Annotated in this window: 20 protein-coding genes; 15 read left to right on the forward strand and 5 right to left on the reverse strand. The window is 45.4% G+C overall.

Features of this window, described 5'->3' with window-relative positions:
* Positions 1-128 precede the first annotated feature (128 nt).
* From coaBC to folE, 5 genes are all read left to right on the forward strand, one after another.
* Positions 129-1,355 (forward strand): bifunctional phosphopantothenoylcysteine decarboxylase/phosphopantothenate--cysteine ligase CoaBC, encoded by a 1,227-nt coding sequence (gene coaBC, locus BM736_RS19245; RefSeq protein WP_076415162.1) that lies wholly within the window; start codon positions 129-131, stop codon positions 1,353-1,355.
* Entirely contained in the window at positions 1,355-1,813 is a 459-nt protein-coding gene (gene dut / locus BM736_RS19250) for a dUTP diphosphatase (RefSeq protein ID WP_076415164.1), read from the forward strand. Before coaBC ends, dut begins: the two co-directional genes overlap by 1 nt.
* A 134-nt stretch (positions 1,814-1,947) precedes the next feature.
* Positions 1,948-2,541 (forward strand): nucleoid occlusion factor SlmA, encoded by a 594-nt coding sequence (slmA, locus tag BM736_RS19255; protein ID WP_076415165.1) that lies wholly within the window; start codon positions 1,948-1,950, stop codon positions 2,539-2,541.
* Between the two features lie 128 nt (positions 2,542-2,669).
* Positions 2,670-4,634, forward strand: coding sequence for a S9 family peptidase (locus BM736_RS19260; RefSeq protein WP_076415167.1), 1,965 nt, complete (start codon positions 2,670-2,672; stop codon positions 4,632-4,634).
* Positions 4,635-4,843: 209 nt separating this feature from the next.
* Positions 4,844-5,503, forward strand: a complete 660-nt coding sequence (gene folE / locus BM736_RS19265; protein WP_076415169.1) for a GTP cyclohydrolase I FolE — start codon at positions 4,844-4,846, stop codon at positions 5,501-5,503.
* A 146-nt stretch (positions 5,504-5,649) separates the two neighbouring features.
* Here the strand turns inward: folE and pyrE are convergent, their stop codons facing one another.
* Both pyrE and rph read right to left on the reverse strand, forming a co-directional pair.
* Complete coding sequence (gene pyrE, locus BM736_RS19270; RefSeq protein ID WP_076415171.1) at positions 5,650-6,291, reverse strand: orotate phosphoribosyltransferase; 642 nt, start codon at positions 6,289-6,291, stop codon at positions 5,650-5,652.
* A 107-nt stretch (positions 6,292-6,398) separates the two neighbouring features.
* The gene (rph, locus tag BM736_RS19275; RefSeq protein ID WP_076415173.1) at positions 6,399-7,112 is read right to left on the reverse strand and encodes a ribonuclease PH; all 714 of its coding nucleotides are present in this window, start codon (positions 7,110-7,112) and stop codon (positions 6,399-6,401) included.
* Positions 7,113-7,291: 179 nt separating this feature from the next.
* On the opposite strand from rph, the gene BM736_RS19280 reads away from it, so the two are divergent.
* The 8 genes from BM736_RS19280 to BM736_RS19315 all read left to right on the forward strand — a co-directional run bounded on the left by BM736_RS19280 (position 7,292) and on the right by BM736_RS19315 (position 17,531).
* Positions 7,292-8,155, forward strand: a complete 864-nt coding sequence (locus BM736_RS19280) for a YicC/YloC family endoribonuclease (RefSeq protein WP_076415175.1) — start codon at positions 7,292-7,294, stop codon at positions 8,153-8,155.
* Between the two features lie 559 nt (positions 8,156-8,714).
* The gene (locus tag BM736_RS19285) at positions 8,715-9,575 is read left to right on the forward strand and encodes a DmsE family decaheme c-type cytochrome (protein ID WP_076415177.1); all 861 of its coding nucleotides are present in this window, start codon (positions 8,715-8,717) and stop codon (positions 9,573-9,575) included.
* Positions 9,576-9,584: 9 nt separating this feature from the next.
* On the forward strand, positions 9,585-11,294 hold the full coding sequence (locus BM736_RS19290; protein WP_076415178.1) for an MtrB/PioB family outer membrane beta-barrel protein: 1,710 nt from the start codon (positions 9,585-9,587) through the stop codon (positions 11,292-11,294).
* A gap of 33 nt (positions 11,295-11,327) precedes the next feature.
* Positions 11,328-13,778: a DMSO/selenate family reductase complex A subunit gene (locus BM736_RS19295; protein WP_076415180.1), complete on the forward strand. Its 2,451-nt coding sequence runs from the start codon at positions 11,328-11,330 to the stop codon at positions 13,776-13,778.
* A 10-nt stretch (positions 13,779-13,788) separates the two neighbouring features.
* Entirely contained in the window at positions 13,789-14,406 is a 618-nt protein-coding gene (locus BM736_RS19300) for a DMSO/selenate family reductase complex B subunit (protein ID WP_076415181.1), read from the forward strand.
* Position 14,407: 1 nt separating this feature from the next.
* Positions 14,408-16,501 (forward strand): hypothetical protein, encoded by a 2,094-nt coding sequence (locus BM736_RS19305; RefSeq protein WP_076415183.1) that lies wholly within the window; start codon positions 14,408-14,410, stop codon positions 16,499-16,501.
* 53 nt (positions 16,502-16,554) lie between these two features.
* Positions 16,555-17,175, forward strand: coding sequence for a molecular chaperone (locus tag BM736_RS19310; protein WP_076415184.1), 621 nt, complete (start codon positions 16,555-16,557; stop codon positions 17,173-17,175).
* A complete protein-coding gene (locus tag BM736_RS19315; protein WP_076415186.1) occupies positions 17,166-17,531 on the forward strand; it encodes a hypothetical protein in 366 nt (121 codons plus the stop codon). Before BM736_RS19310 ends, BM736_RS19315 begins: the two co-directional genes overlap by 10 nt.
* 4 nt (positions 17,532-17,535) lie before the next feature.
* Here the strand turns inward: BM736_RS19315 and BM736_RS19320 are convergent, their stop codons facing one another.
* Positions 17,536-18,228, reverse strand: a complete 693-nt coding sequence (locus tag BM736_RS19320; protein WP_076415187.1) for a TetR/AcrR family transcriptional regulator — start codon at positions 18,226-18,228, stop codon at positions 17,536-17,538.
* A gap of 400 nt (positions 18,229-18,628) precedes the next feature.
* Between BM736_RS19320 and BM736_RS19325 the strand changes: the two genes are divergently transcribed.
* Positions 18,629-20,362, forward strand: a complete 1,734-nt coding sequence (locus BM736_RS19325; RefSeq protein ID WP_076415189.1) for an OPT family oligopeptide transporter — start codon at positions 18,629-18,631, stop codon at positions 20,360-20,362.
* A 100-nt stretch (positions 20,363-20,462) separates the two neighbouring features.
* Positions 20,463-21,161 carry an SOS response-associated peptidase family protein gene (locus tag BM736_RS19330; RefSeq protein ID WP_076415190.1) on the forward strand — a complete coding sequence of 233 codons (699 nt, stop codon included), beginning with the start codon at positions 20,463-20,465 and terminating at the stop codon, positions 21,159-21,161.
* Here the strand turns inward: BM736_RS19330 and BM736_RS19335 are convergent.
* Both BM736_RS19335 and BM736_RS19340 read right to left on the reverse strand, forming a co-directional pair.
* Positions 21,154-22,221, reverse strand: a complete 1,068-nt coding sequence (locus tag BM736_RS19335; RefSeq protein WP_076415193.1) for a phosphotransferase enzyme family protein — start codon at positions 22,219-22,221, stop codon at positions 21,154-21,156. The genes BM736_RS19330 and BM736_RS19335 overlap by 8 nt on opposite strands.
* A complete protein-coding gene (locus BM736_RS19340) occupies positions 22,218-23,201 on the reverse strand; it encodes an NTP transferase domain-containing protein (RefSeq protein ID WP_076415194.1) in 984 nt (327 codons plus the stop codon). The genes BM736_RS19335 and BM736_RS19340 overlap by 4 nt, the downstream gene beginning before the upstream one ends.
* Positions 23,202-23,263 lie beyond the last annotated feature (62 nt).

The following is a 23,263-nucleotide window of genomic DNA, read 5'->3' on the forward strand; positions in this document are numbered from 1 at the left end:
CTGCTGAGTATGGTCGAGTTTTGTAAAACTTGTATCCTCCACAATCTCAATGTTTGTGATATCTTAGGCGGCAATTAAATCTAGTGACTGTATAGTTTCTTATAAAGCGGCGGTTTACGAGTAACAGTATGAGCAAGAATACGAGTAACAATCAGACCAGTAAAAACATCTTACTCGCCATTGGTGGTGGGATTGCAGCCTATAAATCTGCCGATCTTATTAGGCGCCTTAAAGAACGTGGGTTTGATGTGCGCGTGGTGATGAGCCAGAGTGCAAAAGAGTTCATTACCCCATTAACACTACAGGCATTATCTGGTTATCCGGTGGCATCCGATCTACTGGATACCGCCGCAGAAGCAGCAATGGGTCATATTGAGTTGGCTAAGTGGGCAGACCTGGTTGTTGTAGCCCCAGCAACTGCTAATCTGATCGCACGAATTAATGCTGGCATGGCCGATGAGTTGATCACAACAACCTGTTTAGCAACAGAAGCCCCCGTCGTTATCTGTCCAGCGATGAACAGGCAGATGTATCGCAGCCAAGTCACTCAAGAAAACCTAAGTAACTTACTTAAGCGTGACATCATCATTTGGGGACCGGGCTCTGGCAGCCAGGCTTGTGGTGATATTGGCCCAGGCCGCATGCTCGAGCCTACCGATATTGCCGATCGTACGCTGCAATTTTTTGCCCCCAAATTACTCACAGGTCAGTCACTGCTACTGACAGCAGGACCGACTCGAGAAGCTATCGACCCAGTTCGCTATATCTCCAACCACAGCTCAGGAAAAATGGGCTTTGCCATTGCTAAAGCAGCTGCCGATATGGGCGCAAAGGTGACTCTAGTATCCGGACCCGTTAATTTAACGACCCCAGCTGGAGTTAATCGAGTCGATGTGCAATCAACTCAAGATATGCTCGATGCTGTCATGGCAAATGTTGAGGAACACAACATCTTTATTGGCTGCGCAGCTGTTGCTGATTACCGCGTTGCCGAAATTGCCGATGAGAAGATAAAAAAATCTTCAACTGACATGCAGCTTGCCTTGGTAAGAAATCCTGATATCTTAGCCACCGTTGCCAGCCACACACCACGACCATTTACCATAGGTTTTGCCGCTGAGACACAAGATGTAGAACATTACGCTAAAGATAAATTGGTGCGTAAAAAGTTAGATATGATAGCCGCTAATGACGTATCTAGCCCAGAGCTAGGCTTCAATGCCGACAGTAACGCACTAAAAGTTATCTGGGGTGACGGCCAGCAAGATCTTCCTGCAACAGATAAGCAAACCTTGGCGAAGCAACTGTTAACGCTTATTGCAAAACAGCTAGCCAATAAACAAGACGGTAAGTAATGAAAACTCCAGTTGAAGTAAAAATCCTCGATTCTCGAATCGGTTCAGAGTACCCGCTACCCGCTTATGCCACTCCAGGTAGTGCAGGTATGGATCTACGTGCAATGATCGATACCACTATGGTTATCGAGCCAGGTCAAACCGTATTAATCCCTACTGGTATTTCAATTCATGTAGCCGATCCTGGGCTGGCAGCTGTCATTCTCCCACGCTCGGGTCTGGGTCATAAACACGGCATAGTATTGGGTAACCTTGTTGGTCTTATTGACTCTGATTACCAAGGGCCACTAATGGTATCTTGCTGGAACCGTAGCGAGCAGTCCTTCACACTTGAAATTGGTGATCGATTAGCTCAACTGGTATTTGTACCTGTCGTACAAGCCGAATTTAAACTTGTGGATGAGTTTGATAACTCAACACGTGGTGAAGGTGGCTTCGGCCATTCAGGTACCAAATAAATAGTTTACATGCCGCTAAATGCAATTTAACGGCATGTATTAAGAATAAGAGTGACAATCGCTATCTTGGAGCATTTCAAAGGATGGTGACAATTTCACCTAGCTCCTGTCGTATTTGAGTGAAGGAAAACTAAATGGCTGCAAGCCCCAAAATCAACCGCCGCGAACATATTCTCCAGTGCCTAGCCACAATGCTAGAAACCAATCCAGGACAAAGAATCACCACGGCCAAACTTGCCGCAGAAGTGGGTGTCTCAGAAGCTGCCCTGTACCGCCATTTTCCAAGCAAGGCGCGCATGTTCGAAGGTTTGATTGATTTCATTGAGGAATCACTGCTATCACGCATCAACCTGATCATGGATGAAGAGAAAGACACCATGAAACGCTGCCAGCTACTACTGCAGCTTTTGCTTATTTTTTCTGAACGTAACCCTGGTATATCGCGCGTACTCAACGGTGACGCATTGCTTGGCGAAAACGAGCGTTTACGTAGTCGCGTCAGCTCTATTTTCTCAAAAATTGAGACTCACCTAAAACAGATATTACGTGAGAAAACCCTACGTGAAGGTAAAGGTTTTAACTTAGATGAAGCGATACTAGCTAACCTTCTTTTAGCAATTGCCGAAGGTCGTATCGCCCAATTTGTACGTAGTGAGTTTAAACAAAAACCCACACAACATTTTGAGCAACAGTGGGTATTTATCCAGCAACAGTTACTACAGAGCTAACTCCTCTCCCGAAAATGGCTGTTAATTTTCATACAGCCATTTTTAAATTGCTCTCCTTTCATTTTTCATTTACTCTCCTCATGAAACGAATACGTATAGTTAACACCATGTTTTAACAAGGAAGTTGTATGAACCTCATTAAATTAATGAGCATTAGCTTGTTGCTCCTTCTCAGTAGCAATGCTAATGCAAAAACCAGTGACCAAGCCTCTCTATTTAGCCGTTCAGCACAATTCAGTCAGGTAAAAATTTCGCCCAACGGCGATTACATCAGTGCTATCACTAAGTTAAATGGCAAAGCCATACTCATGCTGCTAGACGGCAAGACCAAACAGCCTATCCATGTGGTTCGCTTCCCTAAAAATGCTCAAGTGGGACATTACGAGTGGGTGAACGATAAGCGAGTTGTATTGCAAAAAGAGTACCTTAAAGGCTGGAGCGACCACCCCGTTTATTATGGTGAACTCATGGCCGTCAATGCCGATGGCTCACAAGCTGAGTACTTGTTTGGCTATCAAGGCGGCGAAATGCAAACGGGTTCGCGGGTGAAGAAAAATACTCCTATCCGTGCCACTGCCTACATCCTAGATCCACTCCCTGAAGATAAACGCCACATGCTAGTACAAGCATTACCTTGGGGATCGGGAGGAAATAATACCGCTGAAAATAGACAAGTGGTATACCGGGTAAATGTTTATAAAGGAACACGTAAAAAAATAGCTAAGGCTCCCATGCCTTACGCTAACTTTTTAACCGATCATGACGGAGATGTCCGCTTTGTTAGCGGCACAACCGATTACATTAATTCAAGCCTATTTTATCGACAGGATGGTGAGTGGGTTAATACAGATAAGCTGAACTTCAACCTCAATGAATTAAGCCCTATCGCATTTAGCAATGAAAAAGACAGCTTATATGTTGTAGGCAGCGAATCAGGTAAACCAAAAGGCGTTTATCTCATCAATGTAAAAACAGGCAGTAAAAAGCTAGTTAGCCAAGATAAAACGGTCGACCCAAGCAATATCTGGATCAATCGAATCAACAAAAAACTCTATGCCGTAGAGTATGAAAATGGTTACCCAACCTATGAATTTGTCGATAGCAAAGATACCCACGCCAAGTACATAAAACAGCTTTTAGCCGCTTTGCCTGGGCACCAAATACACCTTGTCAGTGAAACCAATAATGCTAAGCAACTGGTTATTAAAGCTTTCAATGATAGAAACCCTGGTGATTACTACATATTTAATACAGAAAGCAAAAAGCTTGAGTACTTACTTTCACAAAAAAACTGGCTTGACCCTGAGCAGATGGCAGAAATTAAGCCAGTGAGTTTCGTCAGCAGAGATGGTACTGAAGTTCATGGCTACCTCACTCTGCCTCATGGTATTGAAGCTAAGAACCTCCCACTTGTTGTTAACCCACACGGTGGGCCACATGGGCCTAGAGATTGGTGGGGGTTCGATCCACAAAATCAATTGATTGCGAGTCAAGGCGCTGCAGTACTTCAAGTCAACTTTAGGGGTTCTGGTGGTTATGGACAAAACTTTGAAAATGCTGGCCACCAAAAATGGGGCACGAATATTCAGTACGACATCATAGATGCCACACGTTACGTCATAGAGCAGGGATATGTAGATAAAGACCGCATATGCATTGCAGGCGGCAGCTTTGGTGGATACTCCGCTCTACAAAGTGCGACATTAGAGCCAGATCTATTTAAATGTGCCATAGGGTTTGCCGGTGTATATGATCTCGAACTGATGTTTAACGAAGGCGACGTACAAAAACGTCGAGCAGGAACGCGATACTTAAAACAAGTACTAGGCGAAAATCAGCAGGTACTACAATCTATGTCCCCTACGCATAACGTTGCTAAATTAAAGGCCAATATCTTACTTGTGCACGGTGGTGAGGATGAACGAGCACCTATAGAGCAATTAGAAGCCCTAGAAGATGCGCTACAGAAGATTAATTACCCTTACGAAAAGTTAGTCATGGATGATGAAGGTCACGGATTCTACAATGATGAACATCAAGCCAAGTACTATAATAAAATGCTTAGCTTTTTAAAGTCTAATTTGAGACTGTAAGTATCGCGAAACAGAGATACCCCTAATCTATTTTTCTTAAACCCATACAGTTGCTGGGTATAAATTTGCAGCAATTCAGGGTATCCTCCTTGCCCATTTCCTACTAAACAGCTAGGAGATGGGCCGTCTATGCTATATAGATAAGCCTAAAAGATATGACATCAGATTGTACACTTGATATAACCACTATGCAGATAGTGGAGGAAACTATGACATCGAAAGAAGCGCAACTCAGTGAATCAGCACAACTAGTACAAACAGCCTTGCTAGAACGTGGCCTTGAAACACCTATGTTACCGACCGAGTTCAGTGCCGAGGAGCGTAAAGCAAAGATCGAGCAGCATATGCGCTCAATTTTGAATTTGATGTCACTGGATTTAACTGATGACAGCTTGACCGATACCCCAAAACGTATTGCCAAAATGTATGTTGATGAAATTTTTTCAGGCTTAGACTACGCTAACTTCCCCAAAATTACTGTCATCGAAAATAAGATGGGTTTCGATGAGATGGTCAAGGTTAACGACATTAGCCTAACCAGTACCTGTGAGCACCACCTAGTCACTATCGATGGCTTAGCGACTGTGGCTTATCTGCCTAAAAAGAATATTATCGGCCTATCCAAGATAAACAGGATTGTACGTTTCTTTGCCCAGCGCCCTCAAGTGCAGGAACGCCTCACTCAGCAAATATTGGTAGCACTACAAACATTACTCGAAACCCAAAATGTCGCAGTGAAGATGGATGCTGTGCATTACTGCGTAAAATCTCGCGGTGTGATGGATTCAACCAGCTCAACAACGACAACAGCGTTAGGTGGGATATTTAAATCTAACCCTGCTACTCGAGCTGAATTCCTTAGTAACTAAGAGTTAAGTAATTAAATAGAGCTGATTCGAGAGACTGCAAACAAAAAAGCAAAAGCCACACTTAAGGCTTTTGCTTTTTCTAGAAGCGAACTTGTGAGCGCCCTCGAAGTGAGTCTGCGAACGCTCTAGCACTCTATGCTTATCTTCTATATCCCGTACTGATCGCGATATGCACTCACTGATTCAAGCTGAGCTTCCATACCAGGCTTTTCAGACAGGTAATTGATCAGGTCGCCAAGCTTAACGATTGAAACGATTTCACAACCAAAATCACGTTCAACTTCTTGAATAGCTGACAGCTCACCTTTACCTTTCTCTTGACGATCAAGTGCGATTAACACACCAGCTAATGATGCTTCATGCGCCTGGATTATCTCCATTGACTCACGGATAGCAGTACCTGCTGTGATCACATCATCAACCAACATAACACGGCCAGTCAACTCACTACCCACTAAACTACCACCTTCGCCATGCTGTTTTTTCTCTTTGCGGTTAAAGCAATATGGCATATCGATATCGTGATGCTCACACAGGGCAACTGCAGTCGTCGTCGCAATTGGGATACCTTTATAAGCTGGACCAAAAAGCAGATCATGCTCGATACCTGAATCAACCAGCGCCGCAGCATAAAAACGACCTAATCGAGCAAGGTCACGACCAGTATTAAATAAACCTGCATTGAAGAAGTAAGGGCTAGTACGGCCAGATTTAAGGGTAAACTCGCCAAATCTTAGTACCTGACGCTCTAGGGCAAATTCGATAAACTCACGCTGATAGGCTTTCACAATCTCTCCTCAATTGACTCTTTTAATATAACTTTTGTTGTTAATTTTACGAATTAAGTTATTCAAAAAAGGACCCATCAGGGTCCTTTTTATCTCTTCATTCAATTTTAGCTCAATGCCGCTTTCTGGATATCGACAATTTCACGAATACCGTGCTTGGCTAGCTCTAACAAGCTAAGTAGCTCTTCATGGCTAAATGGCTCACCTTCTGCCGTGCCCTGAATCTCAATCATCTTGCCAGTTTCTGTCATCACGACATTCATATCTGTCTCAGCTTCGCTGTCTTCAAGATACTCAAGATCGCAGATTGGCTCGCCTTTATAGATACCAACGCTGACTGCAGCGATAAGAAACTTAAGTGGGTTCGTCTTCAAGATACCCTTACCACGTGCCCAGTTCAGTGAATCAACTAAAGCAACACATGCACCAGTAATTGCTGCTGTACGTGTTCCGCCATCAGCCTGGATAACATCACAATCGATAACGATAGTGTTTTCGCCTAATGCCTTCATATCAACAGCAGCACGTAGTGAGCGACCGATAAGACGCTGGATCTCTTGAGTACGACCAGACTGCTTACCACGAGCCGCTTCACGGTTCATTCGGCTATGAGTAGAACGTGGCAACATGCCATATTCAGCAGTAACCCAACCTTGACCCTTACCCTTAAGAAAACGAGGAACACCCTCTTCGAAGCTCGCAGTACAAAGTACTTTTGTATCACCAAACTCGACCAAGACAGAACCTTCAGCATGAGCGGTAAATTGACGAGTGATTGTCACTGGACGAGATTGAGCTGGCGTTCTATCACTAGGGCGCATAAGAATTTCCTGTATTGATGAATCGATAGGCGATTTTGGGAGGATATTATAGGGATTTGTGACTCAGTATGCCATGTTATTTGCCCATAATAGGTAAAGCTGAGACGCTTTACTTTGACCATTAGAGGCATAGGTCTATAATCCTTGATCACTTTCACGGTTAAACAATTGGAAAAACCATGATTCAAAGCATGACAGCCTACGCACGTATCGAACATAAAGCAGATTGGGGCACAGCCTCTTGGGAGATCCGTTCAGTCAACCAGCGTTACTTAGAGACCTACCTACGCCTACCTGAGCATTTCCGTAGTCTAGAGCCAATTTTACGAGACAGACTACGAAAGCGTTTAAACCGCGGTAAGGTTGAAGTAAACCTAAGATATGATCTTGCAGACAACAAAAATAGCGAACTGCAGTTGAACCAAGATCTGGCTAAGCAACTTGTTAATGCTGCTAACTGGGTAAAAGGTGAAGCCGGTCAAGGCGAACTGAACTTAGTCGACATTCTTAAGTGGCCTGGGGTTATGTCAGGTTCAGAGCAAGATATGGACGCACTAGGTAAAGAGTTACTGGTCGCTTTTGATAACGCTATCGATCAGTTTATTGAAGCCCGTGGCCGTGAAGGTGAAGCAATTAAGATCATGCTACAAACCCGCCTCGATGCCATTGTTGAGCAAGTCGCCATAGTACGCGGACATATGCCTACCGTTATGCAGTGGCAACGTGACAAGCTGACTAACCGCCTAGCTGAGATCACAGGTGAGCTAGACCCTGCTCGCTTAGAGCAAGAGATGGTTATTCTTGCACAAAAGATGGATGTCGCCGAAGAGATGGACAGACTCGACGCCCATGTTGCCGAAACTCAGCGCATCCTTAAGAAAGGCGGTGCACAAGGCCGTCGCCTCGACTTTATGATGCAGGAGTTCAACCGTGAGTCGAACACCTTAGCCTCTAAATCTATCAGCCCCGAAGTCACTGCAGCTGCTGTAGAACTTAAAGTACTGATTGAGCAGATGCGCGAGCAGATCCAGAACGTAGAATAGCGTTTAACCCAAATGAGTAAGCCGGCTTAATGCCGGTTTTTTTATATCTTTAAAACAGTAAAGCAAGTTTACCTTTAAAACTCCCCTAAAAGAGGCTAAGAAAAAAGGACCATGGAGCTGCACCCAACGTTGCAGGGAGAGATGAGCATAGCTATTGCTACATGGTCCATACCTAATACTTAAGATATAAAAATCATAAAGGGGAACAACAAAAAGCCAATTCAGATTACGCCTCAACTTGGACACCTGTCAACACACTTGATTAGCAGTATAACAAAACTAAAAGATGGATCGAATTCACCCATATAAATGTGAGCAACTCCATATCAAATAAAATAAATTCATAGAGATCACGTTAACTCACAACAAGTAAACCTCGTCACACAAAGCAAGCCATTGACCAACCAAGTCACACATATTCCATCAAATCCCCCCCCTCTTTCAGCAAACTGGATCCATATCACACACTGGCCTAGACAAGTGTATATACAATTACCTCGAAATAAGTACAAAAACATTAAAACCGTTTCCTTAAGAAACTACGAGTGTGAGAGAAGTGATGAAAATCTTACAAAAAATCGGTCTACTAGCGGCGCTTATCGCCTCTGCAGCCCTCTCAGTGCCAAGCGCACTGGCAAATGACACCGCTACTCCTTTAGAGCAGCAACTGGTTAATAAATTCACGGAGGCTAACTACTCTAAGAAAGGTGCTGACACCTGTCTTATGTGCCACAAAAAATCTCAATCCGTTATGGCTATCTTCAATACGCCACACGGTAATACTCAACAAGGACCAATGGCTGGATTGCAATGTGAAGCCTGCCATGGACCACAAGGTAAGCACAAAGGTAAGAATGAACCCATGCTCACCTTCGGTGATGAGTTATCCGTTGAGGGCCGCAACAGCGTCTGTGAGTCTTGCCACAGTCAAGAGCACACGCCCTTCCATGACCAAGCTTGTAGCGATTGCCACAACATTCACCAGGCTGAGTTAGCAACCGAGCAGCCACAAGCCCAGTGTGCCAGCTGTCATAGCCAGCAAGACGCGGCGCAGCTTAAGCGTTCGACTCACCTAGATGCCCTCACGTGTAGTGATTGCCACAACCCACATGAAGAGCAGCCACTTTCTATTAATGACACCTGTTACAGCTGTCATGCCGAGAAGCGTGGCTCAACTCTTTGGGAGCACTCGCCTGTTACTGAGGATTGCACCACCTGTCACAACCCACATGGCTCAGTTAACGACAACCTACTTAACAGCCGTGCACCTCAGCTGTGTCAAAGCTGTCACAGCCAAGCCGGTCACTCGGGTGATGTACACAACAGCTTAAATGGCTTCACGCAAGGTCAATCTTGCATGAACTGCCACAGCAAGATACATGGCTCGAACCACCCTTCTGGTCATTTATTTGAAAAATAGGAACTGACGATGAACGCTAAACTCACTTTAGTAGCACTCGCTGTTCTCTCAGCCAATGCTACCGCAGCGAATTTCGCTGTACCTCAAGATATTGAAAAAGACTACGCCTGTAAGCGTTGTGTTGCCACTGAGCACAACAACACCGTCGGTATCATGACCGAGCAGCGTACTCACTTAGATAGCCAATACGGTGCAAGTGCCGATATTCTTGGTGAAAGCCGCGGCGCTAACTATAGTATCGATGCTAACAACGCCGGCGCAGACAATGGCTATCTAAAAGCTGCTGCCAGCCTAGGCGATTTCTCCCTAGAGCTGGCTTATGTTAACCGCTGGAATCTTGACGATAATGATATCGGCGCCGAGCGTCAGCAGTTATCTGCCGGGGCTAAGTACCAAACTCAACTTGTCACCGCTTTTGTTAAGGCAAGCAGTGAAGACAAGCAGGGTCAGCGTATCAGCTCAGTGGTTGACCCAAAGCCGACTAACTACTTAGAGACCATCGACCACACCACCCAAGTGATGAACGCAGGTGTACAGCTTCATGGTGACTTTTGGCATCTCGGTCTGGCTGCTGTTAACTCAGATTTTACCGACAATACCGGTATCGATGCCGATAACAACGCCCAGCAAGCCAGCGTTAAAGCTGGGTTGAACTACGGCAGCACACGTTTAAGCGTTAGCGCAGCCTCAGGCAAGATGATTCAAGACGGTCCTATCGAGCAAGAAAACTCATTAGTGCCTATCTCAAACTTCGATGGTGAAGTTGAAACCCTCGATTACAGTGCCCGCATCAGCTCTCGCTTTGCTGGCATCAAGGTCGCAGGTTTCTATAGCTACAGTGACCGCGACAATGTCAGTGGCTCTTACGAGTTCTTCGAAGCCATCAACACCCCAATCGACAGCAGCAAGACACGTTTAGGTGTCGATGCCAGCTACCGTTTAGGCAGTGCTAAGTTCAGCGCAGGTTTCGAGCAAAACGACCGAACCCGCTCTGACAGCGACCGTGAAGAGACTCAAGAGAGTGAAATCTTTGGCCGTATCGATTACCGATTGGGCGCACTTAACTCACACGTTAAGTTTACCAGCGGTGACCGCACGGGCTCAGAGTACCGTATCGGTGACGATATCTTCCAAAAGTATTACCTCGCCGACCGTGACCGTACCAGCACTGAGCTTGGCCTTAGCTACAGCCAAAACCAGTATGGCGCTAACCTCAAAGTGGTCTTAGCCAGCGATGCGTACAGCGATAGCGCTGCCCTGCAAGAGTCTGATGAGCTATCCGTTAACTTCGACGGCTACTACCTAATCAGCAAGCAGATGACCCTGAACGCCTATGCTGGCACGCAGACCATTGACAGCTTGGAGCTGCACAACACCACAGTAAGTGACGAGTTCACCTACTTCGGCTTTGGCCTGAACAAGTACCACATCAATGACGATATGACACTTGGCACCTCCTACACCTTCTCGTTCTCTGGCAGTGATACCTCGATCGATAGCACCGAAATGGGTGACTACTACCAGTACCAACATCTTGCTGAAATCCATATGGATTACCGCATCAACGCGCGTATCTCGACCCGTTTTGCTTACAGCTATGAACGTAACTACGACACGAACTACGCCAACCAACCGATTGAAGCCATCAACTCTATTGACGACCTCAATCAAAATTACACCGACCATAAGATCGGTGCATTTTTCACAATAAAGCTGTAAGGGCCGTAAAGGCCATAAACTGAGGTAATAATTATGGAACGTCGTACGTTTCTAAAGTTCTCTGCAGCGGCGGCTGCGGTTGCAACGGTGACTGGCTGTGAAAGCAGCAGTGCCAGCGATCCTCTGCCAACTCCAAGCGAACCAGTACTTCCTCCAGTAGGAGAAGGTGTGACATGGGGCTCATGTGCCACAAACTGCTGGCAAGCATGTCCTTTGAAGGTACACAGTAAAGATGGCGTGATCACACGCATTGAAACTGAAGGAAAAGCTACTGACGATTGGGATAGTTTCGATCACGAAATTCGCCCTTGCCCCCGTGGCCGTTCAATGCGTCAGAAGGTCTACAACCACGACCGTCTTAAGTACCCAATGAAACGTGTAGGACGTCGAGGCTCTGATGAGTTCGTCCGCATTAGCTGGGAAGAAGCGGTCTCTAGCGTCGCGGCAGCAATGCAAAAAACCTATGCTGAATACGGTAAGAACGCCATTTTCATGCCTCTGGGCGGCGGTTCTCACGATCTCAATACCGGTGTGACTCAATCCAGTGTTCGACTACTGAATATGGCTGGCGGCTGCCTGTTCTTCCATAACGATTACTCAGCTTCTCAGTATCGTGAAGGTTCTGCAGGCATGTACGGATACCTCGCCTCTAACGATGGCGATACTGTCGGATTTTGGAATACTGGATCGAGCCTACGTAGCCTAGAAGATAGCGATCTTATGGTGTGTTTTGGGTATAACCCAATGGAAGCTCGCCTAGGTGGTGCAGGTTCAGGTTATGAATATTTGAATGTTAAGAAGAAAAATAACTTCAAAACATACTATATCGACCCACGATTTACCGATACTGCCGTAACAGCAACTGACGAGTGGGTGCCTATCCGCCCAGGTACTGACGCAGCCCTGTGTGAAGCATTAGCACATGTATTGATAGCAGATGGCTACGCGGATATCCCATTCCTTGAGCAGTACACTTTTGGCTACGATAAATACCAAGATTACATCTTAGGTGTTACCGACGGAATCGCTAAGACGCCAGAGCGCGCCGAAAGTATCTGTGGTATCCCGGCAGAGAAGATCCGTGAAATAGCTCAAGCAATTGGGGCGGCATCTGCACCATTCGTGACACAGGGCTTCGGTCCACAACGTCAAGGTAATGGTGAGAACAACGCACGTGCAGTGATGATGCTGCCGTTACTCGTCGGTAAAATTAGTGGCGCGGGTACAAACCACGGCGGAACACCGGGTAACGATGGTTTATCCCATTACGCCATGATGCCAGCAGATTCGCTCAAAGATCTGATGAACATGAAGATCATGGATGTGACTATTCCTGCAGCATCACACCTAGACGCTATCGAGTTCGGCACAGAAATGAAGCCGAGTACCCATGATGTGCGTTATTCAGACAAAAGCCTAATGGATGCTGATACTCCACTAGAAACTAACGTACGTTTCCTATGGTTAGCCTCATCCAATATGTTGGCTAACCAGAACGGTGATATCAACCGAGCTGACCGCCTACTAAATGACGAAAGTCTAGTCGATTTTGTAGTTGTGATTGAACAGCATATGACGGCATCGGCGAAATACGCAGATATCATCTTGCCGGAAGTGAGCTGGCTTGAGATGTATGACGTCATCCAAAGCTACAACAAGATGGACTGTGGTTCATTGATGTATGCATATGGCATCACCCCTGCTGTCGATCCTATGTTCGAATGTAAGCCTGCCTACGACATCTGCCATATGATCGCCAACGAGCTGGGCATAGGAAGCAAGTTTACCAATGGTGGTATGACCTACTTAGATCAGGTTCGCAAGGTATTCACTGAGTTCAAGAAGAGTAACCCATGGATCCAAGGTGACACCTTCGAAGAGTTTGTTAGCTTCGGTCCTCAGCGCCAACCCGCTGGTGAGCACCCCAACGTAGGTAAGATCAGAGACTTCATCACAAACCCTAACCAAAACCCTCTAGGTACACCTAGCGGCAAGGTCGAGATCTACTCTCAATATTTCGAGAGTAAGCAGAGCCAAGCTGAAGGCACCGACGAGATCAATCCACTGCCCGTTTATTTTGCCTGTGACGAGTCATATGAAGATGATACGGCTTCTGAGTTCCCACTGCAGTGCATTAACTACCACGGTAAACATAGCGCTCATAGCATTCACGCCAGCACACCTTGGCTTAATGAAGTACTCGAGCATCACCTATGGCTAAACCCAATAGATGCAGGTGCTGCAGGCGTTCTCAATGGTCAAAAAGTCATAGTCGAAAGCCGCAGAGGCAAGCTAGAGATCACTGCTCGCGTCACACCTAGAATCGTTCCAGGTGTCGTCGCTATGCCTCAAGGACAATGGCGCCGCATGAAAGGTGATATCGATGTTGGCGGCTGTGCGAACACCTTGACAGATAGTAAGCCTAGCCCGGTTGCTAAGTCATTCCGCTCTAACACTAACCGAGTCAGAGTTTACTCGGCATAGGAGAGAAAATATGCAATTAGGATTCTATGTTGATACAGAGATCTGTTCAGGCTGTAAGGCTTGTATGGTTTCCTGTAAAGATAAGAATGACTTGAATGTAGGCCGTAACTTCCGTCGCGTATATGAATTCGCGGGTGGTAGCTGTACGGATAATGGCAATGGCGTATTTTCACAATCCGTATTTGCCTACTACACGTCAATCTCTTGCAACCATTGCGATACCCCAGCTTGTACCAAAGCTTGTCCAACTGGCGCAATGCATAAGCGTAGCGAAGACGGCTTAGTCATGGTTCATGACGATATCTGTATCGGCTGCTCATCTTGTTCACAGGCCTGTCCTTATGACGCGCCCCAGCTTGATGAGGCCCGAGGCAAGATGACTAAATGTGACGGCTGCATTGACAGACTCAACGCGGGTAAACAACCCATGTGTGTTGATAGCTGCATCCATCGAGCACTGGACTTCGGCCCTATTGATGAATTGCGCGCTAAGTACGGTAATACGGCTGAAATAGCCCCATTACCATCAGCGAGCATCACAAACCCAAACTTAATTCTTAGAGTACACCCAGACGGTCAACCTGTAGGTTCAGGCGCCGGCTCAGTAGTAAATCCAAATGAGGTATAACATGAATACTAAACTTTCTCTGGTAGCCATTTTGCTAGCAGGAACTATGCTCACCGGTTGTTCTGATGATGAGTCAGAAACGGTATACGTCTGTGAAAACGGTGAGACAGTTTCGTCTCCAGAGCAATGCCCTACCACGCCAACAGATCCAACTGACCCTACTGATCCTGTTGATCCTGTTGAGCCTCCAGTTGTAGATGGTCCATTTGTACACGCTGGCCGTACTATCGTCGACGGGGCGTTCTACAGTGCCACCAGCCCAAGTAATGAGTATGACCCACTACGTGACTGGGAAAAGACCATGCCAGCGGGTTACAAAGAGATGCGTAACGCTTCTTACCCTTGGGGTACTACTGTTTATGACTCGGAAGCTAATGGCGAAGAGTTATGGATGGGGACTATCTCTAACGGTTGGTGTGTTTGGCCATACCAAAATATCGGTATGCCTATCGAGCTCACTACTTTTGAGAGTGAGACTACAGGCTGCTCAGTTCCAGGTACGACTGGCACACCATCACAGATCTTCATCTATAACTTCCGCACAGGTGCAAAAGAAGTTATTCATGAGAGTATGCTGACATCTGGCGGGCCTCAGTTTACTGAAGCATTTAAGCCAATCAACAACACCTATGGCTTCCGCGCCGCGGGTACTGCAGGCGATCTCGTCTTTGTCGCTGGACACTGGAAAACAGTTAACGATCAAGGTCGTCTACGTCTATTCGTATTTAATGCCAAAGAGCGTTCATTTATTGGATACCGTGATATTGTCGGTGATACCACTCGTCGCTTCCGTACACTAAAACACGCTGACGGTACTACAGGTTTCTACACTATCGTAGGTGCAGAAACAGGTATGACTCAAGCTGGTGATGGTCCAACTCAGCTACTTCGTTGGGTGGGTACACAAGATGCTCCTTTCGAAGGGGGTAACATTAAAGGTACTGATCCGCTAACGACCACTGGTTGGAGTAAGGTTTCGACTCAACTTGATAATGAAGATACTCCAAATGGAGTTCAGTACGGTATGATTGGTGACTGGCGCCAGTTCACTCATACTGACGGTACTGAGCGTTTGATCATGTCTGCCTCAGCTCACCCATTCGTATATAAAGATGGCGTACGTAATGACAAGTTTAAAGAGTCAGTCATTCTGATCTCAGATCCTATCCCTAATGCTGGTTACACCGCAGACAATCAACTGACATTCCGCGAAGTATTTGGCATGGATCAGTATGACCCTGATACAAAAGGTCGTTGGGGAGCTAAATGGGGGACGAGTGCGATTAACGATGGTTACATGTACTTCGGTACCTACCATCAAGGTACAGATGCCGCTTATAAGCACTTTGCTAAGGCAGATCCTGAACTATTCACGGAGCTAACAGGGCTTGATCCACATGATTACTCTGTTATTGATGCCAATAAAGAAGTCAATCACAAGCAGTTTATGATTAACGAGTGGCGTGCCACTTCAATCTTCCGTATTAACCTTAACAATATCGACGCGGTAAGTGCTGGTGACACCTCTAAGGTAGAGCTACTTTACGGTTACGAAACAATGAAGGTTAACGATGGTAATGGTTGGAAGACTACACCAAACTTACTAGGTCAGAAGCCTATCCATGGTAAAGCAGGTATGGGTAACCCTGGTAATGTTTACTCTTGGACCTCTATTGCCAAAGACGGTAAGTTATTCTGGGGATTTTTCGATGCATTCTCAGGCCTACATGACCTACTATTCGATGCATACGCTGGTGAGTACATGCTGTTCGACGGTATCGTATTCCAAAGCCCAGAGTGGAAAAGTCAGATGGCTAATAACCCGGCCATGTGGATGTACGATTACGCTAAGACTGAAATGGATGCTAACTTCCTAAGAGAAGAGTTTATCCCAGGCGGCGACCTTCTGATGATCGAAGCTGACGGTTATGCACGTAAGCTGACCACTAACGGTTTCGGCAATGAGTGTTCTAACGGTATCCGTAACGTTGTTGATATCGATGACAAGCTATACTTCGGTACTTCAACTTGGTGTAACGTCGGCCCAACTTCTGGACTCGAGTTCTACCAATATGAGCCTAGCTTAGACAAGTAGGTATATCGCTTAAGGCGGCCTCTGGCCGCCTTTCTTTTTGTTTCGGAGTTACTATGAATAAAGATTTGGCTGAAATCACCCCAACCTTAGCTGCCAATATGTACCATGATCCTAGCGATAAGATGCTTGAGATCTATAAAGAGCATGACTTCAACGCATGTTACCCCCTACTCACTGAAAGCAAGACCCGCAGTGAAGGCGTAACACTTATTAGCAACTACATCTCTCAATACACCAGTAAACAACTGCCAACTCTACTATTGGACTTTAATCAGTTATTTATTGGCCCAGGTAAAATGAAGGTGCCATTGTGGGGGTCGTACTACCTGAGTGAAGATAACCTGCTTTGTGGGCCAAGCACACAGAAACTCCAAGAACGCATCGATGCACTAGGTATAAAACTCAGTACCTCAGATGGTGATAACCAACCCGTTGACCACATATCTTTGGTGCTACAACTGGTGGAATTTGTACTAAATGAAGGGAAAACATTAGAGCTTAAAGTTATCCTAGGGGAGCATCTAGCTGTTTGGGGATATAGAGTCGCCGAGCTCATCATTGAACATGCGAAAACTGACTTCTACCTAGGCTGGGGCTTATTACTAAAAGATTATCTCGATGTACTAATAGAATCAAACGGCATCATAATGAAAGAGTGTCATTTATGGGGATAGTCGGCTCAGTGAAGCTTCAATATAAAATCGGTAAGGTATCAGGGTGGATAGAGGATTACATCCATAATTCGCTTGATATACACCCGAGGGTATTTGGGCTAGTCACTGTCGACACTGTCAGTAACTATATCGCCTCTTCGGCTCGAGAATATATCGAAGAAGCTTACAGCGCTAATGTAGAAAAAGAACCTTTCATCCATGTCTGTATGTGCAATGCAGTTTGCTCTGTTGGGAGCAGAAGGGATGACGTACAAAATATCATGATTTTTGTAGTTAAGGTTGCAGCGGCCAAGTGCCCATTGCTTCAGCCCTTTATTGAGTCGGTCCCGAAGAGTAAGAGCACCAGCATCATATAATGACTTAGCAGGCGATCATTCCTTCAATTTTATGCTTACCTATCGCTATCAAGGTCTTCTCATAATCTATATTGGTATGCACATCCACCCAATTCAAGCTGTCTGTCGATTTCACTAAATTATCATAGACTTTTCTCAGGGTGTAATTGATGTGCTTCCCCGCTGTCATCACATTTTGCGGGATAATCACACAGCCTCTTTGATAGGGGAAAACTGATGCCATAATCTCTTCAAGCTCAGCTTGGGAAACTTTCATGTGACCCTGTTTAAAAGGCGTCAACCAAAAATCTAAAATGATACTTCTAATTTGAGTAACGATAAGCTCTAATCGAGCTTGTTGAGCCTCACTAGCAAACATAAAGATTCCAGGGTTGGCACTGAGTAAAGTAGTCCCGAAACGGTTTTGAGTTTCCATAGAGCCCGCTACTGGTGCCAACTGGCTCAATACTAATTTCTCTCTATCATTAAGATTGTCATCGGCTTGTATTTGTAAAAGCATCTTCTTGGTTTCACCAGCATCACGAACAAATAGACTGACTACTACATCCTCTTTTCCGGAAAAGTGATTATATAGCGTCGCCCTTGATACACCGGCTCGCTTAGCGATATCAACAAACTTAAAAGACATGACACCATCTTCTAAAATTAGCGCTTTAGCAATATCGAGTAACAGTGCCTCACGTGCAGCCTTGCTCATAAAAATACCTAACCCCTTAAACAGGTGACTAACGAGAGTCTATTTAAAAATAACTAACAAGTAGTCATTAGATTCAGAATAATAAGAAATAGAACAGATAGACCTTCTCGCCTATGCTTATTAAGGATATCAACCAATCAAATTATTCACCAACTAGCAAAGCATGGCTCGATCACATATAGAAAGAAAACAGTGATGCTTCTAGGAGAGCCTTACTATTATTGATATTTACACTGGGTCTTAGAGCGTGTTTCATCTAAAATAGTTATAGACAAATGTACACACACTTTGCACCAATGCTCACAGAATAGGTTATTGAGTCTATTTAAGCTATTTGAAAGCTAAGCTAGAGATAAATTCTGCGATTTCACTCGCTGTTTAATAACAAGATAATAGACACATGCCTACTTTAGCCCCCAACACAATGAATCACACAGCTCACTCCGTCAGAGCCATACTCTCAGGCATGTTATTTGGCTCAATTCTGACTGTATGTAATATCTATATGGGATTAAAGGTAGGTTGGACATTAAACCTATCCGTTCTGGCCGCATTACTTGGCTTTATTTTTTGGCATAGCGCACACGCATTATTCAATACCAGAAAATGGTCTGTAACTGAAAGTAATATTCAGCAAACAGCAACATCTGCAGCTTGCAGTACTATGGCCGCAGGCCTTGTCGCGCCGATCCCCGCTTACCTCATCATCACCGATAACCCATTTGAATATTGGCCTATGGTGATCTGGATGATTGCGATTAGTTTATTGGGGATCTGCGTAGCTTCAGCGCTTAGGCCCGCCATGGTCGACAACCCACGACTTCCCTTCCCTGCAGGTATCGCTACAGCAGAGGTCATTACCGACATATTTGATAATGGCAATGAAGCAAAGAAGAAAATCAGAGCGTTATTTATTGCAGCAGCTGTCGCGCTATCTCACCGAATTATTCTTCCGGGCTCGATGAAGCTATCACTGGGGTTCTCAATCCCTGGATACGGTGCGTTAACAGGCACGAGTATTAGCGCAAAAAACCTCGGCTTTATCCTTGAGCCTTCATACATGCTGCTGGCATTCGGCAGTATTATAGGTCTCAAGTCAGCACTGAGTATTATGCTTGGCTGTATCATAGGCTGGATTGGGCTTGGCCCCTATATTCTTGGCCAAGGCTGGGAGCAAGCGGGGCCTGCTGACACCAGTTGGTTTGTATTCCTCGTTGACTGGTTACTTTGGCCAGGCGTTAGCTTAATGCTCGCGTCATCCATCACTAGCACCGCTATTGTGCTGCTAAAATCGAATAAAAATAAACGGCTCGCATTGGAGTGGCGCTGGCAGGAATATACTTTTCTCGCTTTACTGACGCCACTCATAGTGTCACTGCAGATAACCTTTTTTGATATCAGCTTATTTGCCGCAATACTTGCGGTCCCCTTGGCCTTTGTATTTGCCGTCGTTGCTGCACAAGTTGTCGGTGAAACTGGTATTCCACCAATGGGCGCACTAGGTAAGATGTCACAGTTATCGTTTGCGGTGATCAGCCCAGGTAATATCTCGACTAATTTAATGACTGGCAATGTCTCTGGTGGCGCAGCCGGCCAAGCTACTGATCTACTCAACGACTTAAAAGCAGGTTACCTACTTGGCACACCACCAAGACAGCAATTCATCGCCCAGGCATGCGGCATAGTGACAGGTTGTATCGTCAGTGCAGCAATCTTTATGGTACTGATACCCAACCCAGCAACACAATTGATGACAGAGCAGTGGCCTGCACCTGGCGTCGCTATATGGAAGTCGGTGGCTATTGCCCTAACGGAAGGGCTAGAAGCAATTCCACAATCGGCCAGATATGCCATGTTTATCGGTATTATTGCTGCCACGATCAATGAGCTACTTCTACTTGTGGTTAAACAAAAATGGCACAGATACCTACCTAGCATGTCAGCGATGGGCCTCGCCTTTGTACTACCTGCACATGTCAGCATTATGCTATTTATTGGTGCGGTTCTGGCTTGGTTCTTACGCTTGCTTGCACCTAAGTGGTCACAGCGATTTATGCTCGCTATCGCTGCGGGCTGTATTGCAGGTGAGAGTATTGCCGGCGTTATAGGTTCTATCTTCTACCTTCTGTTCTAACACCTGTTATTTTGTTTTCTATACATGCTTTTAGATAGAGTTGTTTTTTCCTCAAACTGGCCGTTATTATTAAGTACTCATTGAGCTAGAAAACGACGATATGTGCGGCAGACTCAACTTTATTGACGATCTCTTTATGCGCTCTAGCTTACTAGAGCTATCGGTTGCTAACCCCAACGATATGGAATATTGCCGCTTTAAAAAGCCCACAGATGAGATTTTTATTATTCGTGAAACGCAAGGCGTCAGACGGTTACAAAAGGCTAATTGGTGGTTACTGCAAGATATGAGCTATGAGGGTTTCACGCCAAGCCGGTTTACCTCTTTTAACACGCGCTGTGATAAATTAAATCAACCTAACTCGGCAGGGTATCAGCCGTTCAGAGAGAGTCGATGTGTCATCTTAGCAAAAGGGTTTGGCGAAACAGAGAAGCATGAAACTGGCGTAGAATACTATGACTTTATCGCTCAAGACTCGGCAATTACTTTAGCAGGCCTTTACAAAGAGTGGCGACATCCAAAGACTGGGGAGTATCGGGTTTCTTGCTCAATCATCACAAACCCACCTCATCCAGATTTAGTGCCCTATCACAGCAAAGCGAGCCCATTGATACTGCCTCAGGCCTCACCATTATTGGATGCTTGGCTCGATATGAGTCATCATAACTTACAGATGTTTGATGAACTGTTTGTCCCCGCTTTAAGGCATAATTTTTTAGTGCAGCAGATAGATAAGCCAAGCAGCTATAAACCAAAAGGCGAAGCCATATTGCTTCGCCCTGATAGAGGAGTTAATTGAAGTAAGCCTTGAGCTTAGTTTGCTGCTCAAGAAGGCTCTTATACAAGGTAAACTGGTTAGCCGCTCGCTCTAGATTATGATTTTTATGATGAATATTAAAATACACATCACCATTAAGATGATCGGTCAAAAAGCGTACCCCAATCATTAAACAGATAACGCGTGCGCCAAGCCAAAGACTATTTTTCTCATCGTCACTCAGCACTGTACCTAGCTCACTTAAGTAACCACGACAGATAGCAGCAAAAATAGATTCACGTACACAGACACTTTCTAGCGCGGTTGAATCTTCCTCTTCGGGAGAGGTGAAGGTTCTCACCATGTCACCAAAGTCATACATAAGATGACCTTTCATGCAGGTATCAAGATCGATAATAGCTAAGCTACTCATATCACGCTTATCATAAAGCATGTTATTGATCTTAGTATCGTTATGGCATGTTCTAATCGGTAAAACAGACGATAACTTGGAAAGCTCTTGCAATAGGTCTTGCTGGGAAAGTGCAAAATCCACCCACTCCAAACAGCTATCTAGCCTAGCGTGCTCATTGGCATTTACAGCACTTTGTAATTGCTCAATTCTTCCGGGAAGGTGATGAAACTGCGGGATAACATCTTTAAGTTCAGTCGCATCAAAATCGCTTAATGCCGAAGAGAAATGACCAAATGCCTTAGCAGCAGAGAAAGCTTCATCTTCACAACTGACAACATCAATACTGTGGCTGTGGGCGAGGTAGTTAATCGCGCGCCAAAAACCCTCTTCTCCGAGATCGACGGCCAACAAGCCCTTTTCCGTACGCAGCGGCTTAACCACACTCAATGAGTAAGCATCACTACTGCACTTTTTCTCTAAATGCTCAGCAATCTTTTGTGCATTCTCAACCAGTGCATCTGGCGTTTTAAATACTTGAGTATTAATCCTCTGCAGTACCAGTTCACCTTCACTCCAGCGAACAAGAAAAGTATCGTTAATATGGCCATTTCCCAATGGAGAAACCTTTGCATCACAGCTTTTAATACCAAAATAGGGCAAAACTGTATGCTCAATAAAATCGATCACGCAATAACTCCATCATTTTTATTTTGTAAAACTCCACGGAGCTTACCTTTGACCCACGCCACATCCTGAGGGTAGGTTACACCAAACCACGGCTCTTGAGCTGTCTTTACCAAGATCTGTTTAGCTGGCACACCCAGAGCGAGAGGCGTATCACTATCAAGCCCCATATACTGCTGTACCACAGTCGGGAGATAGCATTCAGATTTTGCTTCTAACCCATGGTCGGTAATAAATTGAATTAACTCAGCCTCTATGGCAGTAAAAATATCACTCGAAAAACCCCAACAGGTCATAGAGACAGGTGTATCGCCTGCCAACTGATTATCTACACCATCACAAGCACCAAAAATGCCTTGTGCGGTTTCACGAATACCAGTCCATTCAGCTACGCCTTTTAGCACTCCATGCTCAACTCGGCAGACCCCGCGATTAACACCACCATGCTCAGATAACGTTAAACTCAACGGGTATGCGACTAACATCCAGTCATTAGGGTTTGCCCTTAGACCTTGTGCGAGAAGAGTAAATGCAGAGTCACCATAGTAATCATCAGCATTAATCACTGCCATTAGACCTTTGACCTGATGGCGAGCACTCCAGAGTGCATGGGTTGTTCCCCAAGGTTTTTCTCTATGGCTAAACTCAGCAAGTTGTGTGAGTGCAGCCTCAGGGAGATCGTCTATCTTTTGATGACTAAAACTACACTCAAACTCGGTAGTGAGATTAGGCTTGATGCGATCATAAAATAGTGTGCTCAGTTCAGCCTCTAATTCAGGCCTAATCACCAAGACCACATGATTAAAGCCAGCCTTTGACGCCGAGATGATTGACATCTCAAGCATGGTCTCATCATTTGGGCCTAGAGGCGCTAACTGCTTATCGCCACCAAAACGACTGCCAAGCCCTGCAGCCATAATAACTAAAGTCAGCGGAGCCTGAGTGGATGAAGTTTGGTGTTCTATTGTGCTATTACTCAACATTGTTGGAGCTTCTATAAATTATCTCAAGAGGCCATACCTGATATGGCACAGCCGAGCAGTCT

This window comes from Shewanella sp. UCD-KL12, from assembly GCF_001957125.1.
GTDB lineage: Bacteria > Pseudomonadota > Gammaproteobacteria > Enterobacterales > Shewanellaceae > Shewanella.

Bases quoted from the DNA above. Each gene is read 5' to 3' on its own strand.
- BM736_RS19305 (WP_076415183.1), top strand. From the start codon at position 14,408: ATGAATACTAAACTTTCTCTGGTAGCCATTTTGCTAGCAGGAACTATG.
- BM736_RS19315 (WP_076415186.1), top strand. From the start codon at position 17,166: ATGGGGATAGTCGGCTCAGTGAAGCTTCAATATAAAATCGGTAAGGTA.
- BM736_RS19310 (WP_076415184.1), top strand. From the start codon at position 16,555: ATGAATAAAGATTTGGCTGAAATCACCCCAACCTTAGCTGCCAATATG.
- BM736_RS19320 (WP_076415187.1), bottom strand. From the start codon at position 18,228: ATGAGCAAGGCTGCACGTGAGGCACTGTTACTCGATATTGCTAAAGCG.
- BM736_RS19330 (WP_076415190.1), top strand. From the start codon at position 20,463: ATGTGCGGCAGACTCAACTTTATTGACGATCTCTTTATGCGCTCTAGC.
- dut (WP_076415164.1), top strand. From the start codon at position 1,355: ATGAAAACTCCAGTTGAAGTAAAAATCCTCGATTCTCGAATCGGTTCA.
- BM736_RS19340 (WP_076415194.1), bottom strand. From the start codon at position 23,201: ATGTTGAGTAATAGCACAATAGAACACCAAACTTCATCCACTCAGGCT.
- BM736_RS19295 (WP_076415180.1), top strand. From the start codon at position 11,328: ATGGAACGTCGTACGTTTCTAAAGTTCTCTGCAGCGGCGGCTGCGGTT.
- BM736_RS19300 (WP_076415181.1), top strand. From the start codon at position 13,789: ATGCAATTAGGATTCTATGTTGATACAGAGATCTGTTCAGGCTGTAAG.
- BM736_RS19290 (WP_076415178.1), top strand. From the start codon at position 9,585: ATGAACGCTAAACTCACTTTAGTAGCACTCGCTGTTCTCTCAGCCAAT.
- folE (WP_076415169.1), top strand. From the start codon at position 4,844: ATGACATCGAAAGAAGCGCAACTCAGTGAATCAGCACAACTAGTACAA.
- BM736_RS19280 (WP_076415175.1), top strand. From the start codon at position 7,292: ATGATTCAAAGCATGACAGCCTACGCACGTATCGAACATAAAGCAGAT.
- BM736_RS19260 (WP_076415167.1), top strand. From the start codon at position 2,670: ATGAACCTCATTAAATTAATGAGCATTAGCTTGTTGCTCCTTCTCAGT.
- rph (WP_076415173.1), bottom strand. From the start codon at position 7,112: ATGCGCCCTAGTGATAGAACGCCAGCTCAATCTCGTCCAGTGACAATC.
- BM736_RS19325 (WP_076415189.1), top strand. From the start codon at position 18,629: ATGCCTACTTTAGCCCCCAACACAATGAATCACACAGCTCACTCCGTC.
- slmA (WP_076415165.1), top strand. From the start codon at position 1,948: ATGGCTGCAAGCCCCAAAATCAACCGCCGCGAACATATTCTCCAGTGC.
- coaBC (WP_076415162.1), top strand. From the start codon at position 129: ATGAGCAAGAATACGAGTAACAATCAGACCAGTAAAAACATCTTACTC.
- BM736_RS19285 (WP_076415177.1), top strand. From the start codon at position 8,715: ATGAAAATCTTACAAAAAATCGGTCTACTAGCGGCGCTTATCGCCTCT.